This is a genomic window from Sporofaciens sp. St.21A7, assembly GCF_059728535.1.
Window position 1 is genome coordinate 2,458,593 of sequence record NZ_BAAGFN010000001.1, and the last position, 16,517, is coordinate 2,475,109.

Below are 16,517 nucleotides of genomic sequence, written 5' to 3' on the forward strand. Positions count from 1 at the left end.
GGAGGATAGAAAATGGCAGAGAAAAAACCAATTAAAATAACAGAAACCATTCTGCGTGACGCGCACCAATCTCTGATCGCCACACGTATGACGACAGAACAGATGCTTCCCATCGTCGAGAAGATGGATAAGGTGGGATACCATTCCGTAGAGTGCTGGGGCGGCGCGACTTTCGACGCGTCTCTCCGTTTCCTGAAGGAAGATCCGTGGGAGCGTCTTCGTAAGTTCCGCGACGGGTTCAAGAACACGAAACTCCAGATGTTGTTCCGTGGGCAGAACATTCTGGGATATCGTCCCTATGCGGATGACGTGGTAGAATATTTTGTTCAGAAATCTGTGGCAAACGGAATCGATGTGATCCGTATCTTTGACTGCCTGAACGACCTGCGTAACCTACAGACGGCGGTCACGGCGGCAGTGAAAGAGAAAGCGGATGCCCAGGTGGCATTGTCCTATACATTGGGGGATGCTTATACGCTGGAATATTGGGTGGATATTGCGAAGAAGATTGAGGATATGGGCGCTACGTCTATCTGCCTCAAGGATATGGCAGGGCTTTTGGTTCCGTATAAGGCTACGGAGATGATCGAGGCGCTAAAAGAGGCCACCAGCCTTCCGATTCAGCTTCATACTCATTATACCTCCGGAGTTGCTTCTATGACTTACCTGAAAGCAGTGGAGGCAGGCGTGGATGTGATTGACACAGCGATGTCACCTTTTGCCCTTGGAACTTCACAGCCAGCGACGGAAGTTATGGTGGAGACGTTCAAGGGTACGCCGTATGATACGGGATTTGATCAGGGGCTTCTCTCGGAGATTGCGGATCATTTCCGTCCGATTCGCGACCAGGCTCTTGAGAGCGGGCTTTTGAACCCTAAGAACATGGGCGTGAATATCAAGACTCTGCTTTATCAGGTTCCAGGCGGTATGCTGTCTAACCTGACTTCCCAGTTGAAGGAGCAGAATGCGGAAGATAAGTACTATGACGTGTTAGAAGAGGTGCCGAGAGTGCGCAAAGACCTTGGAGAACCGCCGCTTGTTACCCCGTCTTCTCAGATCGTGGGTACGCAGGCAGTATTCAATGTGCTGATGGGCGAGCGTTATAAGATGGCGACCAAGGAGACGAAGGATATCCTGAGCGGTAAGTACGGTGCAACGGTGAAGCCTTTCGACGAAGAGGTGAAGAAGAAGGTCTTAGGAGAGAATCCGGAGGTTATCACCTGCCGTCCGGCGGATCTGATTCCAGATGAGCTGGATACCCTGCGCAAAGAGTGCGGGCAATGGAGCCAGCAGGATGAGGACGTGCTTTCCTATGCACTGTTCCCCCAGGTGGCTACGGACTTCTTTAAGTACAGGGAGGCGCAGCAGACCAAGATCGACCAGACCATGGCTGATACGAAGAATGGGAGTTATCCAGTTTAATAAAAGAATTGAGAAGGGATTGCTGCGGCAGTCCCTTTTTTCTGGTTTGACGGGTATGCGTTGCGGTGTGCCATTTGGATATGAGTTCTTATGTAGAGTCGAGATTCCGTGATATCTTTAGGTTAGTTTAAGGTTCTTTTTAGTATGCCTTAATTTAGGTCAGTTAAAATATTTGTATGAACAAATTTTGTTTTGAAGAATAGGGAAACTGACAGAGGTAGTCTCCCAAAAGGCAGGAGGAAAGAATATGTTGAAATGTAACCATCTGAGAAAAATATATCGGAAAAAATGTGTGGTTGACGATCTCAGTTTTTCTGTAAAGCGGGGGGAGGTATTTGCTCTGTTAGGAAGCAACGGGGCTGGGAAGACGACGACCATCAAGATGCTCCTGAATCTGATTCCAAGAGATGGAGGAAGTGTGGAGAGGGCAAAGGAGGTTTCGGCCGGCTATTCTCCGGAAACGCCCTACTTCCATCCCTTTCTTACCGGGCGGGAGGTTTTAGAGTTCTACGGAGGCCTGCAGGGAATCCCAAAGGAACAACTGAGACAGGAGATCCCCAATCTTTTGCAGCGGGCAGGTCTTGAGGACAGTAGTACGAAAGTGAAACACTATTCAAAGGGAATGCTGCAAAGACTGGCGCTTGCCCAGGCGCTTCTGGGAGATCCGGAGTTTTTGATTCTGGACGAACCAACGGCAGGGCTGGACGCTATGGGGAGGCTTGAGATGATGCATACGATTCAGGCGTTAAAAAAGGAAGGGAAGACGATTCTGATCAATTCCCATATCCTAAATGACATCGAGAGGGTCTGTGACCGTGGGATCATCATGAAGAAGGGAAGGCTGGTTTATGAGTGGGAGAACGGTGAGAGCGAAAAGAGCCTGGAAGAGATTTTCGTAGAGCAGATCGGAGGTATGGGACAATGATGGGAATTATGAAGAATGCGCTGCGGGAGAGGATTCGCAGAAAAGATATCTATGTGGTTATGGTTATCGGACTATTCATCGTGCTTCTATGCATGAGCGGTACGGTCACATTGTCCATTGACGGGGTTCCGGTGACAGAAATTCGGATGCTGCTGCCATTTGTCCTGAATGTGGCGTCAGTCATCGGAGGGGCGATGGCGGTGGCGCTTAGCCTTCGCACCATTCCCAACGAATATGAACGGAAGACCAGCCATCTGGTGTGGATGCGTGGAATCAGCCAGTGGAATTACCACGGGCAGCTTGCGCTGGCAAATGTCATCAGTTCTGTGGCGGCTCTGTTGGTTTTGTATGCAGGCGTGGTGATATTTGCCCTGGCCAAGGGGGAGGCAGAAGTGGTGTTAAGGAGTGTTCCGGGGTTTTTGATCTTTGCATCAGCCACGGCTTGCCATTGCGGGCAAGATTGTGGAGAAACATGGGGGAAAATTGCAGTATGCCCGGCGTGAGGATAAGAATATTTTCACGGTGACACTGGAAAATATAGAAAAAACTCGAAAAACCACAAATAGCACTTGCAATTCCTCCCATCATCTGGTAAGATAACAGTGTTGTGAGTCTGTGGGACAGACTATATATGGATGTTAGGAGGTGCAGTCATGGCTAAATGTGCTATTTGTGAAAAGGGTGCTCACTTTGGAAATAATGTAAGCCACTCTCATAGAAAGACACCGAAGATGTGGAAATCCAATGTAAAATCAGTTCGCGTGAAGACAGAGAACGGTGCGACAAAGAAAATGTATGTTTGTACTTCTTGCTTGAAGTCAGGAAAAGTTGAGCGTGCATAGTGTGAGGAAGTGTACGGTTTTGTTCATACGGTTCCTAATTTAAAACTCAGATTTCGGTACGGAATCTGAGTTTTTATTGTAATATATGGTAAAACAGGGTATAATAACAAGATAGGGAATCCATAGAATGATAGGAGGTATTCAGGTATGAAGGGATGTATGAGTACGGATCTTGGGATTGTTACGATCGATCCGGAGGTGATTGCGAAGTATGCCGGGACGGTCGCAGTGGAGTGTTTCGGGATCGTGGGAATGGCTGCCGTGAATGTGAAGGACGGGCTGGTACATTTGCTTAGGCGGGAGAGCCTGACGAAGGGAATCAAAGTGTCGATATCGGATGAGAACCATATCAGTATTGACTTTCATATAGTTGTCGCATATGGAGTAAGTATTTCAGCCGTTACGGATAACCTGATCAGCAATGTGAAGTATAAAGTCGAGGGATTTTCAGGAATGCCGGTGGATAAGATCAATATCTATATTGAAGGCGTCAGAGTCATCGATTAGTTAAGGAGGAGCATGAGAAGTGGCTACGAAAACTATAAATGTGGATATGCTTGCAAAGATGTTTTTGGCAGGTGCGCAGAATATTGAAGCGAAGAAAGAGTATATCAATGAACTGAACGTATTTCCTGTGCCGGACGGCGACACGGGGACGAATATGTCCCTTACCATTATGGCGGCGGCAAAGGAGGTAACGTCTCTTAACAATCCGGGTATCAGGGATTTGGCTAAGGCGGTTTCATCCGGTTCCCTGCGGGGCGCCAGAGGCAATTCCGGCGTGATCCTTTCTCAGTTATTGCGTGGGTTTACCAAGTCGATCCGGGAGGAGAAACAGATTGATGTACAGGGACTTGCGGCGGCATGTGCCAGGGCGAGGGATACGGCGTATAAGGCGGTTATGAAGCCTAAGGAAGGCACGATCCTTACGGTTGCAAGCGGCATTGCAAAGAAGGCGGCCGAGATGGCGGAGGAGACGGATGATTTGGAAGTATTTCTTCCGGCGGTGATTGAGCATGCCGAGGAGGTGCTTAAAAAGACGCCTGATATGCTCCCGGTATTGAAAGAAGCCGGGGTTGTGGATTCCGGCGGGCAGGGGCTTTTGGAGGTTATTAAGGGCGCTTATGATGCATTTCTTGGGAAAGAGGTGGATTACAGTGCAATTACGCCAAAGGCGAGTGTCAATGTCACGAAGGTCAGCGCGCAGGAAGCGGCGGATATCAAGTTCGGATACTGTACGGAGTTCATTATTCTGACAGAAAAGGAATTTTCGGATGAGCAGGAGCGGGATTTCAAGGGTTATCTGTCTTCCATCGGGGATTCTATTGTCTGTGTGGCGGATGACGACGTGGTGAAGGTACATGTGCATACCAATGACCCTGGGCTTGCGATTCAGAGGGCTTTGACGTACGGGCAGCTATCACGGATGAAGATTGACAATATGCGTGAGGAGCATCAGGAGAAGCTGATCAAGGACGCCGAGAAGCTGGCGGCAAGTGAGGCGGCAAAGGAGGCTGGCGCAAAGAAACCGGAAGACGGAAAGAAGGCCGATGGGCCGAGGAAGCCGATTGGGTTTATAGCGGTTTCCATCGGGGAAGGGCTCAATGAGATTTTTAAAGAGCTTGGCGTGGATTATATTATTGAAGGCGGGCAGACTATGAATCCAAGTACGGAGGACATGTTGAATGCCATTGAACAGGTGAATGCGGATTGTGTGTTCATCCTTCCGAATAATAAGAATATCGTACTTGCGGCGAACCAGGCGAAGGATCTGGTAGAGGATAAGGAGATTGTGGTGCTTCCGACGAAGACGGTTCCCCAGGGAATTACGGCGGTCATTAATTTTATGCCGGATGCCGATGTGAAGGAGAATGAGGAAGCCATGCTGGAAGGAATCAAGAATGTGAAGTCCGGCCAGGTGACTTATGCGGTCAGGGATACCCATATTGATGATAAGGAGATTCATGAGAGCGATATCATGGGAATCGGAGATGCGGGAATCCTGGCGGTTGGCAGAAGCGTGGAGGAGACGACGAAGGAACTGCTTGGTCGGCTGGTGGATGAAGATTCTGAGCTGATTAGCCTGTATTATGGCGAGGAAGTGAAGGAAGAGGATGCCCAGAGGTTCATTGCGGAGATTGAAGGGATTTATCCGGATGTGGATGTGGACGCCCATTACGGAGGCCAGCCGATTTACTATTATGTGCTTGGGGTAGAGTAAGAGGGATTTAGAATAGATGAATCATTGAGCCAGATTTCTGTGGGAATTCGTACAGAGTCTGGCGTTTCTGTTTATTTTTGTTCCAATGACAGTTTGTAGGTTTCGTTCAGTATAATGTGAATGAAAGAAATGAGTTGAGGTAATCATGATTGATAAGACGAGCATCAGAGAATTGAAAGGAATCGGGGATAAGACGCAGAAATTATTTGAAAAGGTCGGTGTGAGTACGGTGGGCGACCTGATTCGTTATTATCCCAGAGGTTATGACATCTACGAAGACCCAGTGCCGGTAAGCGAAGCGGAGGAGGGCAGGACCCAGACCATCAGCGGGGCGATTTACGGGAGAGTCCAGGTATCGGGAAGTACAAAGATGCAGGTGACGACCATGTATGTCAAGGATCTGACGGGAACGATGAAGGTAATCTGGTTTCGGATGCCCTTCCTTCGCAGTACCTTTGCCAAGGGCGGTGCGGTCACGCTTAGGGGGAGAATCGTAAGGAAGCGGGACGGGCTTGTGATGGAACATCCGGAGATTTTCTATCCCTGCGATAAGTATGCGGACAGACTCAATACCTTGCAGCCGCTCTACGGGCTGACCTCTGGACTTACCAACAACGCCGTTGCGAAGGCGGTGCGCCAGGCATTGGACGGGATGGACCTTGCGTCAGACCTTCTGCCAAGCAGGATTAGGCTGCGTTACGGGCTGGCAGAATATAATTACGCCGTGCGGGGAATCCATTTTCCGGAGGACAAGGAAGTATTTTATCATGCCAGGGACCGTCTGGTGTTCGAGGAATTTCTTGCATTCATCCTGTCTATCCGTAAGTTAAAGGATAAGAACGAGAAACTTGCCAATGAATATGTGATTGGGATGAAGCCGGAGACGGAGGCGTTTCTGCAAGGGCTTCCCTTTCGGCTGACGGAGGCACAGAAGAAGGTATGGAATGAAATTGCGAAGGATATGGCGGGGGAGACTGCCATGTCCAGGCTGGTGCAGGGCGACGTGGGGTCCGGCAAGACCATCGTTGCTGTGCTGGCGCTCATGAATACTGCGCAAAACGGGTATCAGGGCGCGATGATGGCCCCGACGGAGGTGCTGGCAAGGCAGCATTATGAATCCATCACCAGATTATTTGATACATATGGAATCAAGATCAAGGTAGAGCTTCTGACTGGTTCCATGACGGCGAAGGAGAAGCGCAGGGCCTATGACCGGATTGAGTGCGGGTACGCCAGAATCATTGTGGGCACCCACGCCTTGATTCAGGGCGGCGTAAATTATGACTGCCTTGCCCTTGTGGTGACGGATGAGCAGCACAGGTTCGGGGTAAAGCAGCGGGAAGCATTTGCCAAAAAAGGAAGCGTTCCCCATGTGCTGGTCATGAGCGCGACGCCGATTCCTAGGACGCTGGCAATCATCCTGTACGGCGATCTGGACATTTCAGTGATTGATGAGCTTCCGGCGAACCGCCTTCCTATCAAGAACTGTGTGGTGGATACCGGATACAGGAAGACGGCTTATTCATTTATGAAGAAACAGGTAGCCCAGGGGAGACAGTGCTATGTGATCTGCCCCATGGTGGAGGAGAGTGAGAGCATGGAGGCGGAGAATGTCATTGATTACGCATCCATGCTTCAGGAGGAACTGGGCGAAGAGATTGCCGTTTCCTATCTTCACGGCAAGATGCGGCAGACGGAGAAGGACGATATCATGGAGCGCTTCGGGAAAAATGAGATTCAGGTCCTTGTCTCTACCACGGTCATCGAGGTAGGAATCGACGTGCCCAACGCCACGGTCATGATGGTGGAAAATGCGGAGCGTTTCGGTCTTGCACAGCTCCACCAGCTTCGGGGAAGGGTCGGAAGAGGAGAGTTCCAGTCCTATTGCATTTTCATGAGCGGTTCAAAATCAAAAGAGACGAAGGAGCGGCTTGCTATTTTAAATAAGACCAACGACGGATTCAAGATTGCCAGCGAGGATCTAAGGCTTCGGGGACCCGGAGACTTGTTCGGCATCCGCCAGAGCGGGCTTTTGGATTTCCGCCTTGGGGATGTGTACCAGGATGCGAAGCTTTTGCAGATGGCAAATGAAGCCGCGGACGAGCTTTTAAATTCAGAAAATGACTGGATGAAGAATCTTCCAGATTATGAAGGAACTTCTAGTGTAATAATTTAAATCCTCCATATACTATCTGCGTAACAAAAATTAAATGTTACGCAAGAAACAAAAAGTTAGAGTTACAAAAAGGAGGAGAAAACTATGACAAGTTCATCAAACAGAGCAGCAGTACCAGAGGCAAAGGGAGCATTAGACAAGTTCAAATATGAGGTCGCAAGCGAGTTGGGCGTACCGCTTACAGACGGGTACAACGGAGACCTGACTTCCAGACAGAACGGTTCTGTTGGCGGTTATATGGTTAAGAAGATGATTGAGCAGCAGGAGAAGCAGATGGCAGGCAAATAACATCTTGCCATTGATGTGAAATGAAATTGGGGCGGGCAGGTCTTGGGATTTGCTTTGCCCCAAATTTCATGTGGTATTTGTAAAACAATGTTAACAACCTAACTAAAGCAACCACAATATATAGTGTTTGATATTTTAAAATTTATATCATCTTATCATCGGCACAGGATTTTCCTGTGCTTTTTTGTATCGTTTTTCTAAAGAGTGAGCTCAAAATATTGCACAAAAATTTCCTGATATTTTCATTAGATTTACTATTGACAAAATAACCAAAATTTGCGGCGCAGCCCCTGATTATAGTACATTTTTGAAAGGAGCTGCATTTATGAAACTCATTCAGATTCTCGCCGATATTATCTGCAACACTTTGCTTGACCCAAATGCCCTGGACAGGGCGCGCAGGCAAAAAGGCGCTTATACCCGTAACTGCGGAAAACTTCCTTACTGGACTTTGGTTAAACTTTTACTCGGCAATGTTAAAAAGACAATCTCTGCCTCCTTGGATAGTTTTTTTCATGAACTTAAACTGAAATCGGGAGCACCCTCTGTCAGCTGCTCACAGCAGGCTTTCAGCAAAGCGCGTTCTAAAATTAGCCATTCCATTTTCAAAGAAGCTTTTGAGCGCATGCTGGATTTCCTCTGCAGCCAGGATTCCCTTCCTTTCCACGCGCGGTTTCTGGGGGTATGGGGACGGCAGATCATAGCCATTGACGGCTCTAAGATCCCGCTTCCCAACCGGAAAGCTCTCCTTGATCAATATGGCAGCATCGGGAGAGGTGCTAGCTCTCCCACTGCCATTGCCAGTGTTGCTTTTGACGTTCTCAATGACCGCGTCCTTGATGCCCAGTTCGAACCAATCCATGTGGATGAGCGTACACTTGCCATGAGACATATGGACAATATCAAAAACAAAGCACGGGCAAGCTTATTATACACCATGTTTGTCTTCGACAGGGGATATGCTTCCAAAGAATTGATCGCTTATATCGAAGACACGATCCATGCAGGGTATCTTTTCCGGCTCAGGTCTAAATTTAACAATGCGATTGATGCGCTTCCCGCACCGGCAGACCAGTATGGGATCACCGACCACATTCTCGTTTTGGATGACAGGAAAGTCCGCGTCCTAAAGTTCTATCTTCCAGGCGAGACACTGGAAACACTGATCACAAATGATTTTGGCCTGGATCAAGGTCTGTTCCGCCAGTGCTACTTTCTTAGATGGCCAGTGGAAGAAGATTATAAGCTGATTAAGGAAAAAATAGGGCTTACGGACTTTCGCGGTTATTCCGAAAATTCGATCCTTCAGGAATTCTGGATCTCCATTCTGCTTGCGAACCTCACCCTTGCTATTAAGAAGGAAACGGACGGGATCATCGACCGTACCATTAACCAGAAAAACAATAAGCACAGGTACATGACAAATATAAATGAGCTCGTCGGCTGCCTGAGCCGTCGGCTTCCAGAATATATGGATTCTGAGACACCTGCCGAAAAATTTACCATAATCCGGGACATCTTTTGTTTTGCCGTATCACATCGGGTACGGGATAAAAAAGGATGCAAAGAGTCAAATCCACGTGATATTCCCAGAAAGGTAAAGCATCATTACAATAACAAGGCAACACACTAACTATCATTTCTGAAAGGTGGTGATGTCCCGCGGTTCTATGCTCCATGGCGTCAGAGAAATATTTTTAAAATTTGCTTCTAGCACCAAGGGGGAAGTCTGCCCTTTTTTATCTCACCCAATATACTTTTTGTTATATTTCTGTCAATTTAATGCTGTATTCTCGCTCTTGATACCATACCACTACTAAGTTGTTAACATTGGTTTTGATTGTTCAAGATCTGCGTCTTTGACCGTATGGCACCCGGTCAGTGATACGCTGCACAGGATGCCGAAAAAGAATCTGTATGCATTTTTTCTCATATGTATTCCTTCCTTTATGTTCTTGTTTTTCAGCGGATAAATTATAACATGGATAGGAGTTCGTTTCAATATGGGAGTTTAGCGCAGCGTCTTTTTTTGCAGCAGCGCAGCCTTCCGGCTTCACTCAACGATCAGGTCATATGTCTTTTGAATATAATGGAGGTAGTGAATGACAGATGAGGTTTTGTAATGGCACGATGGCTTTCACGCATAAAGAGCCTTTGTTACGGCAACGGAAGCATTACATGCAGTGGGGAGGACGGTTATGGCAGGCATCTTGAGGGTTCCCGGGAACAGGCGGGCGCTGAAGACCTGAAATGTGTAAAGTTTTCTAAAATACAAGGAAAATATTTAGTTCTTGAAGAGAAGGTAGACGGCGCGAACTGCGGCGTCAGTTTTGGCAGAGACGGAAGAATGTACCTCCAAAGCCGCGGGCATTTCCTGAACGGCGGGTACGGGGAGCGCCAGTTCGATTTGTTTAAACTGTGGGCGGGATGTCCCTTATAGGGAGCTGTTAGCCAGAAACCCAAAAAGGGCGAGGAGATGATTGGGGAATTGGAGATTCCGGCATCCTCCAAAGTCATACATGACCTTTTGGCTCTGGCATCATTTTTCATATTCTTATATGGAATCAAAAAAGGAAATCTGCGTATTTTAAATTTGTTTTGGAACTTACGGTAAGCTTCCCTCATAGAATGTATAGTGAAGGGAGCGATTTTTTATGAGTATGAATGGAATTGACATCAGCAGATGGCAGGCAGGGATTAATCTGGCGGCAGTGCCATGTGAGTTTGTGGTTATAAAAGCGACAGAAGGGACTACTTACGTGAATCCGTATTGTGACCAGCATTTCCGGCAGGCAGCAGAACTTGGAAAAAAGCTGGGAGTCTATCATTTCGCTGGCGGCGGAAATGCAGTCGCGGAAGCCGAGTATTTTGTTAAAAATATTAGAGGATACATCGGGCGGGCAATGCTGGTGCTGGATTTTGAGATACAGAATATGGCGGACGGGGCGGCCTGGTCGAAACAGTGGCTTGACAGGGTTTTTGAGCTGACCAGGGTAAAACCGGTGATTTATATGAGTAATTATATGGCGAATCATCTGGATTGGAGCAGTGCGGCAAAGGCGGGATATCCGTTATGGAACGCCTATTACTATGCTTATGGGACTCCGATGGGTTATAATCCCAATGCGCCTTTGCCGGAAAGGCTTGGGGCGTGGGGGAAGGCGCTGTTGTATCAGTATACTTCCGAGGGAAGGCTTGGGGGGTATAACGGGTATCTGGATCTTGACGTATTTTATGGAAACCCTGATGATTGGGAGCATTATGTAAGAGTAAAGGAAACGGAAGACCCGACGCCGCAGCCTGACCCAACGCCGCAGCCCACAATTACCTACAGGATACAGCCCGGAGATACGCTTGGCGGTATTGCTGCCAGATATGGAACGACAGTGCCGGCGCTGGCTCAACTAAACGGGATTACGAACCCCAACCGTATCTATGCAGGGCAGGTAATAAGGATTCCTGTGGGTTCGACTCATCCGGTGGAGCCGGCTTACTATGTGGTAAGACGCGGGGATACTCTGGGCGGGATTGCAAGAAGATTCGGCACGACATACCAGAAGCTGGCGCAGCTAAACGGAATACGGAATCCCAATCTAATTTATGTGGGGCAGAGGTTACGGATCCATTAGCAGTAAGGGCATAGTGATATTTCAGGATATTGCTATGCCCTTTGTATGCGCAGACCCGTGCAGAGGAAATCTTTTCTGAGATTCGGCGGTGTTCATTCCCTAACGCACGCTTGATTTTCAGCGGACGGCCGATAACCTCTGATAAAAATGCGGAAAGGCGTTCGGGGTAAACCTCTGCATCAAAGATGTTCTGTAAGAACAATTATGTAAGCGGTATTCTCTTTCTGGTTTTATCTTTGGTAGGTGTGGATCTATGTCAATACTTTAGACAAAAAAAGTTGAAAGGTTATGCTGCTGTTTTAAGTTCTTCATCCTCCTTTTGTTGTGGTGTCATATAACCAATAGCACTGTGTATTCTTTTACGGTTATACCAGCCCTCTATGTATTCAAAGATTGCTCTGCGGGCTTCCGTTGAATCCTGATAGTCATGGAGATAGATTTCTTCCTTTTTCAGCACGGAATGGAATGACTCAATACAGGCATTGTCATATGGATTCCCCTTACGGCTGAAAGAATGCAGGATTCCCCTGCTGGCCAAGTAGTTTTCAAATTCCCGACCCGTGTACTGACTCCCAAGGTCGCTGTGCAGGATAATCCCCTCTGTATCCGCGACATTCAGGCACGCATTCTTTACTGCCTGGACTGCCAGTTCCGCCGTCATAGATGTTCCATAGGCATACCCGATGATCTTGCGGCTGCATAGGTCCATAACAGACGCCAGATAAGTCCATCCTTCTTTCTGCACATGGATGTAAGTAATGTCCGTACACCATTTTTGGTTAATGGTCTCCGTTTCAAAATCACGCTGCAAAATATTTACCTTATCATCTGGGACGCTGCCATGATTGGCACGGTGGTTGTACTTCTTTACTACAACAGAGCGCAGCCCCTGCTCTGCCATATGCCTCTGCACCCGCTTGACGCTGCAGGATGTACCGTTATCATTCAGTATGCGGCATATTTTGACAGCTCCATATCTCTGTTTTGAGTCCTCATATGCCTGTTTCACTTTCCGGCCGAATTCTTCATACTCTTTTTGCTTATTTGAAGGCACACGGACCAGAGCCTTGTAATAGGTGCCCCTTGGGAATTTCAAGGCGCTGCAAAGCTGGGACACAGAGTAATCAGCCAGGTTGTTCTGGATAAAAGCCACAATTTCGGCTATTGTTCTTTTGCGAATATGGCGGTCGCTTTTTTTAATATTTCATTCTCGATCTTAAGGCGCTGGTTCTCTTTCTGGAGAGCCTTATACTCCCTGAGGGTAACCGTTTCCTCCCCCGATACTTTGATTGGGGAAAGCTGCTTTACCCACCCGCTGATAGTACTCCGATTTACGCCATATTCACGCTCCAGTTTTGGATACGAGGTTCCTCCGGCATTGTACAGATCCACGATCTGCTGTTTAAATTCCAGAGTGTAAGATTTTTGGTTTTTCGCCATGCCCTTCATCTCCTTTGCTCTTTCACTTGATAGTATAGATTGTTCAACTTTTCCTGTCCACTCTTATATACTAACACCAGTGAAAAAAATCTTTCGTTCCCGAAAAATAGTTATTTCGTTCCCTATGCTTGAAAAATGAGAAAGGATTGCCGATATAATAAATGAGAACCGTTGTTGGAATTGAGGTGATGGATTTTGGATATTGCGGTAGTGGATGACGAAAGGGCGGTCAGAGAGCATATATGTGGCTTGATAAAAAAGCAGAAGCCTGTAAGCCGGATTAAATCCTACGCCACAGGGGAGGAACTGCTGGCGTCAGGAGAATGGTTCGATCTTGTTTTCCTTGACGTCCGGATGTCCGGCATGAACGGTATCGAAACAGCAAGGCGTCTGCGGGAAAAGCAGGAGAAAACGGTGCTGATATTCATTACAGGAATTAAGGAGTATGTCTTCGACGCCCTTGACCTGTATGCATTCCAATATTTGCTGAAGCCTTTGGATGAGAAGAAATTTGCAGAAGTCCTTGAACGTGCGGAGAAAGAAGCGGTCAGAAAGAAAGGAAAAAGAGAACTGTTTATAAAGGCCAGAAACCTAAGAATTGACCAGAACGATATTTTGTATATCGAGAGCCGGGGGAAGAAGGTAGAGATACACACAGTCAGGGAAAGCATAGAAATCTATGCCTCTATGGAAGAATTGAGCGGGCAGTTAGAAGAAGGATTTTACCGCTGCCACCGGGCGTATCTTGTAAATATGGCGCATATTAAAGAATACGGCAATGACAGCATCACCCTTGCGAATGGCGAAGAAGTGTATCTGGCAAAGAAGAAGTATGGTGAATTCGTGAAGGCTTATATGTGGTATTTACAGAATGGCGGTGTTTCCTGTGTTTGAGGTATTAAATATCCTTTTCCCGTTTCTCCTCTACCTGTCTCAGGGATGCTGTCTGCCGTATTTTTACGGAAACTTCCTGGAGGGGAGGATGAAGAATAAGCGTCTGAACGGCCTGGGGGCGGCAGCCATGTATGTGGGATTGAAGATGGCGCTTGAGCAGATAGAACTTTGGGAAATCTGGGATTACAGGACGGCAGTCTGGAGACTTGGGGCGGCGCTGTCCATTTTGGCTGTTCTTGCCCTCTGTTTTTATCGGGCGTTTCGTTTAATTACCGTTTTTCTTGTGGTTGCTTTTCAGGCGATTGCAGACATCAGCCGTTATGCGTCGGTTATTTTGCTTGGCGGGCTGGGGGATAGGATGCTCTATGTGTGGAACTGGTGTTTCGGACATGGCGTCATCCAGTCGGAAAATGCCTTTCGTATCGCAGTCAATACCGGTCTGATTTGCGAGTGGATTCTGGAGTATCTTGCCATTGCGCTGCTTATGTACCTGCCCCTGAAAAAAATCGTGGAAAATTTCCATGAAAAGGAGTATGCCATTCACAAGACGGAGCTTCTGTTCATTCTTACTCCAGCGGCTGTGGGCATGTTGATTTGTTTGCTGCTGCGTATCATAATTGTCACAATGGAGGATGGTTTCTCGAAAACACTGTATCAAAGATATCCGGTATTGAACATAGTGCTTCCGGCAATCCTGCTTTTGTCGCTGCTCTCTATCCTGCAAGGGGTGAAGTTGTTTCAGGACATGGTTTACTGGAACCGGGAACAAAGCGGCAGAATCATCCTTGAGAAACAGGTAGAAAGCTTAAAGGAGCATATGGAAGAGATGGAGCGGGTCTATTCCGGCATCCGCAGTATGAAACACGACATGAAGAATACGCTCTCCGTCATATGGCAGCTTTCTGCCGGGAATCAAGCTAAGGATAATGAAGAGCTTAACGCTTATTTGTCAGAGCTTAGCCGAAATTTTGATAAGCTGGAAGTCCGTTTTCAAACCGGGAATACGGTCGTGGATACCTTGCTGAATATGAAATACCATGAAGCGGTGCGGAAGATGCCAAAGTTTGGGATGGATGCAAAGCATCTGATGTTTCCGCAAGAGCTTCATATCCGAAGCTATGATATTGGCGTTATCCTTGGAAATGCCTTGGATAATGGGATAGAGGCGTGCAGGAGGATGAGCGAAAAGGATGCGCATGCAGAGGTTTTTATCCGGCTGTCCTCTTTGCAGAAAGGGAATCTTCTGATTTTGAAGGTGGAGAACAGCTTCGACGGGTGGATTGCAAGAAAGGGGCAAGATGAGTTCCCGGTGACAGGGAAGGCAGATAAAAATTCCCATGGGATAGGGCTTGCCAATATTAAGAGTACCGCAGAGAAATATCAAGGAGCAATGGATTTTCGTGTGGAGGGCAAGGTATTTATCTTGTCTGTGATGATGAAGAATGAGGGAAATTTGGAGTAACTTAAAATTTGGATGGAATAGTTTAGAAGAATCGGTTGGAGGGACGAAAATGGAGTTTGGAGTGACTGGGAAATCAAAGAGATACGGGATGGAAGGGCAGTATCAGAAGAATGAGGCGGCTGCTCATAATGCAGGCATGAGTTTTGCAGAGCTTGCAGCTGCAAAATCGAACGAGCTTTTTATGGGCGAAACTTATCAGGAACGTCTGGACAAGATAGGGGATAAAAACTCGGCAAATGCTTTTCGGGAAGCCTATGCAAAGAAAATGGCTGGCTCTGTGGATTATGTTTCAGCCGTCAGCCAATTATTCAACGCCGGAAATATAGAGGCAACGAATTTTGCAGACGGATTTTCACAGTATCATGTCATAACCCATGTGGGAAATGCGGACATTTCTCCGGCAAACTGGCAGAGGAATGATTTTCCTTTTTGGAAATATTTTCAGAAAGATACCGACGCAGACGCATTGAACGGTTGGCGTCCTACAGGCGAGAATCCACCCCAGACACGCGGGGATCTGCAGAGAAATTACGGAAGTATCGGTCCTGGACGGATAGCGATACTCATACCGGAAAAGCTTCAGCAGAAAATGGACGCCGATCCTGCTTATGCGAGACAGATTGTGGCGAAGCTCAGGCAGTGGAAGGAGGATTACGACAGGTGGGACAATACGGTGGCGGCGTCCTATGGAGGTAATGTGGCGGGGCATCAGGCGAGCAAGAGCTATGTGTTTGATTTGGATGAGAACGGAGATGTGAGGAACTGCACCGTTACCAGCTGCGGCGGGGAGCTTACCGGTCCTACGAAGGAAGAGATAGAACAGTTTGAGGCTGAGCAGTTGAGGAAGTGGAAGCTGCGCGTAAAATACATTCAGATTATGGAGGAGGGCGGAAAGCAAAAGAGACTTGAGGAACTGGATGCGCTGCGTTACTTTCAGAACCAGCTTGTGAGGCAGGATAGGCCGGGGATATAAGCAATCAAGGAAAGGTGGTGAGGATGAGGCGAAGGCGAAACGAAAAAGGTTGTCTGATATTTTGGGATAGATGCCCGGACTTATGTAAGAGGGCAGGAGGCAGCCCCGACTGACAGAGGGGCTGCCGTTTTTTGGGAACCTCTATTTTGCTATAGCAGATATCCGGCAAGTTTACTTCCTTATAACTGGAAACACTTGATTTTTCTGTATTTTCAATATACCTTAATGGACGAAGTCCACCCGCC

General features: G+C 47.6%; 16 protein-coding genes. 14 read left to right on the forward strand and 2 right to left on the reverse strand.

What is annotated here, in order from left to right; genetic code table 11:
* Positions 1 to 12: 12 nt before the first annotated feature.
* The 11 genes from AC6I3O_RS12090 to AC6I3O_RS12140 all read left to right on the forward strand — a co-directional run bounded on the left by AC6I3O_RS12090 (position 13) and on the right by AC6I3O_RS12140 (position 11,503).
* The gene (locus AC6I3O_RS12090) at positions 13 to 1,422 is read left to right on the forward strand and encodes an oxaloacetate decarboxylase subunit alpha (RefSeq protein WP_497851100.1); all 1,410 of its coding nucleotides are present in this window, start codon (positions 13 to 15) and stop codon (positions 1,420 to 1,422) included.
* Between the two features lie 247 nt (positions 1,423 to 1,669).
* The gene (locus AC6I3O_RS12095; protein ID WP_497851101.1) at positions 1,670 to 2,347 is read left to right on the forward strand and encodes an ABC transporter ATP-binding protein; all 678 of its coding nucleotides are present in this window, start codon (positions 1,670 to 1,672) and stop codon (positions 2,345 to 2,347) included.
* Positions 2,344 to 2,850 (forward strand): hypothetical protein, encoded by a 507-nt coding sequence (locus AC6I3O_RS12100; RefSeq protein ID WP_497851102.1) that lies wholly within the window; start codon positions 2,344 to 2,346, stop codon positions 2,848 to 2,850. Before AC6I3O_RS12095 ends, AC6I3O_RS12100 begins: the two co-directional genes overlap by 4 nt.
* A gap of 150 nt (positions 2,851 to 3,000) precedes the next feature.
* A complete protein-coding gene (gene rpmB / locus AC6I3O_RS12105; RefSeq protein ID WP_159751519.1) occupies positions 3,001 to 3,189 on the forward strand; it encodes a 50S ribosomal protein L28 in 189 nt (62 codons plus the stop codon).
* Positions 3,190 to 3,336: 147 nt separating this feature from the next.
* Complete coding sequence (locus AC6I3O_RS12110) at positions 3,337 to 3,696, forward strand: Asp23/Gls24 family envelope stress response protein (protein WP_497851103.1); 360 nt, start codon at positions 3,337 to 3,339, stop codon at positions 3,694 to 3,696.
* A 19-nt stretch (positions 3,697 to 3,715) separates the two neighbouring features.
* Entirely contained in the window at positions 3,716 to 5,410 is a 1,695-nt protein-coding gene (locus tag AC6I3O_RS12115) for a DAK2 domain-containing protein (RefSeq protein WP_497851104.1), read from the forward strand.
* 145 nt (positions 5,411 to 5,555) lie between these two features.
* Positions 5,556 to 7,586 (forward strand): ATP-dependent DNA helicase RecG, encoded by a 2,031-nt coding sequence (gene recG / locus AC6I3O_RS12120; RefSeq protein WP_497851105.1) that lies wholly within the window; start codon positions 5,556 to 5,558, stop codon positions 7,584 to 7,586.
* Positions 7,587 to 7,670: 84 nt separating this feature from the next.
* A complete protein-coding gene (locus AC6I3O_RS12125) occupies positions 7,671 to 7,874 on the forward strand; it encodes an alpha/beta-type small acid-soluble spore protein (protein WP_497851106.1) in 204 nt (67 codons plus the stop codon).
* Between the two features lie 325 nt (positions 7,875 to 8,199).
* The gene (locus AC6I3O_RS12130; RefSeq protein ID WP_497850542.1) at positions 8,200 to 9,507 is read left to right on the forward strand and encodes an IS4 family transposase; all 1,308 of its coding nucleotides are present in this window, start codon (positions 8,200 to 8,202) and stop codon (positions 9,505 to 9,507) included.
* 489 nt (positions 9,508 to 9,996) lie between these two features.
* Positions 9,997 to 10,314: an RNA ligase family protein gene (locus AC6I3O_RS12135; protein ID WP_497851107.1), complete on the forward strand. Its 318-nt coding sequence runs from the start codon at positions 9,997 to 9,999 to the stop codon at positions 10,312 to 10,314.
* Positions 10,315 to 10,528: 214 nt separating this feature from the next.
* Positions 10,529 to 11,503, forward strand: a complete 975-nt coding sequence (locus tag AC6I3O_RS12140; RefSeq protein ID WP_497851108.1) for a LysM peptidoglycan-binding domain-containing protein — start codon at positions 10,529 to 10,531, stop codon at positions 11,501 to 11,503.
* Positions 11,504 to 11,789: 286 nt separating this feature from the next.
* Here the strand turns inward: AC6I3O_RS12140 and AC6I3O_RS12145 are convergent, their stop codons facing one another.
* Both AC6I3O_RS12145 and AC6I3O_RS12150 read right to left on the reverse strand, forming a co-directional pair.
* Entirely contained in the window at positions 11,790 to 12,656 is an 867-nt protein-coding gene (locus tag AC6I3O_RS12145) for an IS3 family transposase (protein ID WP_497849287.1), read from the reverse strand.
* Positions 12,657 to 12,664: 8 nt separating this feature from the next.
* A complete protein-coding gene (locus AC6I3O_RS12150; protein ID WP_497849288.1) occupies positions 12,665 to 12,943 on the reverse strand; it encodes a transposase in 279 nt (92 codons plus the stop codon).
* Between the two features lie 195 nt (positions 12,944 to 13,138).
* On the opposite strand from AC6I3O_RS12150, the gene AC6I3O_RS12155 reads away from it, so the two are divergent.
* From AC6I3O_RS12155 to AC6I3O_RS12165, 3 genes are all read left to right on the forward strand, one after another.
* Positions 13,139 to 13,837: a LytR/AlgR family response regulator transcription factor gene (locus AC6I3O_RS12155; protein ID WP_497851109.1), complete on the forward strand. Its 699-nt coding sequence runs from the start codon at positions 13,139 to 13,141 to the stop codon at positions 13,835 to 13,837.
* Between the two features lie 88 nt (positions 13,838 to 13,925).
* Positions 13,926 to 15,299, forward strand: coding sequence for a sensor histidine kinase (locus tag AC6I3O_RS12160; protein WP_497851110.1), 1,374 nt, complete (start codon positions 13,926 to 13,928; stop codon positions 15,297 to 15,299).
* 49 nt (positions 15,300 to 15,348) lie between these two features.
* The gene (locus tag AC6I3O_RS12165) at positions 15,349 to 16,272 is read left to right on the forward strand and encodes a hypothetical protein (RefSeq protein WP_497851111.1); all 924 of its coding nucleotides are present in this window, start codon (positions 15,349 to 15,351) and stop codon (positions 16,270 to 16,272) included.
* Positions 16,273 to 16,517 lie beyond the last annotated feature (245 nt).

Excerpts from the sequence above, each read along its gene's own strand:
- AC6I3O_RS12100 (WP_497851102.1), top strand. The coding sequence starts at position 2,344 with ATGATGGGAATTATGAAGAATGCGCTGCGGGAGAGGATTCGCAGAAAA.
- AC6I3O_RS12110 (WP_497851103.1), top strand. The coding sequence starts at position 3,337 with ATGAAGGGATGTATGAGTACGGATCTTGGGATTGTTACGATCGATCCG.
- rpmB (WP_159751519.1), top strand. The coding sequence starts at position 3,001 with ATGGCTAAATGTGCTATTTGTGAAAAGGGTGCTCACTTTGGAAATAAT.
- recG (WP_497851105.1), top strand. The coding sequence starts at position 5,556 with ATGATTGATAAGACGAGCATCAGAGAATTGAAAGGAATCGGGGATAAG.
- AC6I3O_RS12160 (WP_497851110.1), top strand. The coding sequence starts at position 13,926 with ATGAAGAATAAGCGTCTGAACGGCCTGGGGGCGGCAGCCATGTATGTG.
- AC6I3O_RS12090 (WP_497851100.1), top strand. The coding sequence starts at position 13 with ATGGCAGAGAAAAAACCAATTAAAATAACAGAAACCATTCTGCGTGAC.
- AC6I3O_RS12125 (WP_497851106.1), top strand. The coding sequence starts at position 7,671 with ATGACAAGTTCATCAAACAGAGCAGCAGTACCAGAGGCAAAGGGAGCA.
- AC6I3O_RS12135 (WP_497851107.1), top strand. The coding sequence starts at position 9,997 with ATGGCACGATGGCTTTCACGCATAAAGAGCCTTTGTTACGGCAACGGA.
- AC6I3O_RS12140 (WP_497851108.1), top strand. The coding sequence starts at position 10,529 with ATGAGTATGAATGGAATTGACATCAGCAGATGGCAGGCAGGGATTAAT.
- AC6I3O_RS12165 (WP_497851111.1), top strand. The coding sequence starts at position 15,349 with ATGGAGTTTGGAGTGACTGGGAAATCAAAGAGATACGGGATGGAAGGG.
- AC6I3O_RS12150 (WP_497849288.1), bottom strand. The coding sequence starts at position 12,943 with ATGGCGAAAAACCAAAAATCTTACACTCTGGAATTTAAACAGCAGATC.
- AC6I3O_RS12095 (WP_497851101.1), top strand. The coding sequence starts at position 1,670 with ATGTTGAAATGTAACCATCTGAGAAAAATATATCGGAAAAAATGTGTG.
- AC6I3O_RS12130 (WP_497850542.1), top strand. The coding sequence starts at position 8,200 with ATGAAACTCATTCAGATTCTCGCCGATATTATCTGCAACACTTTGCTT.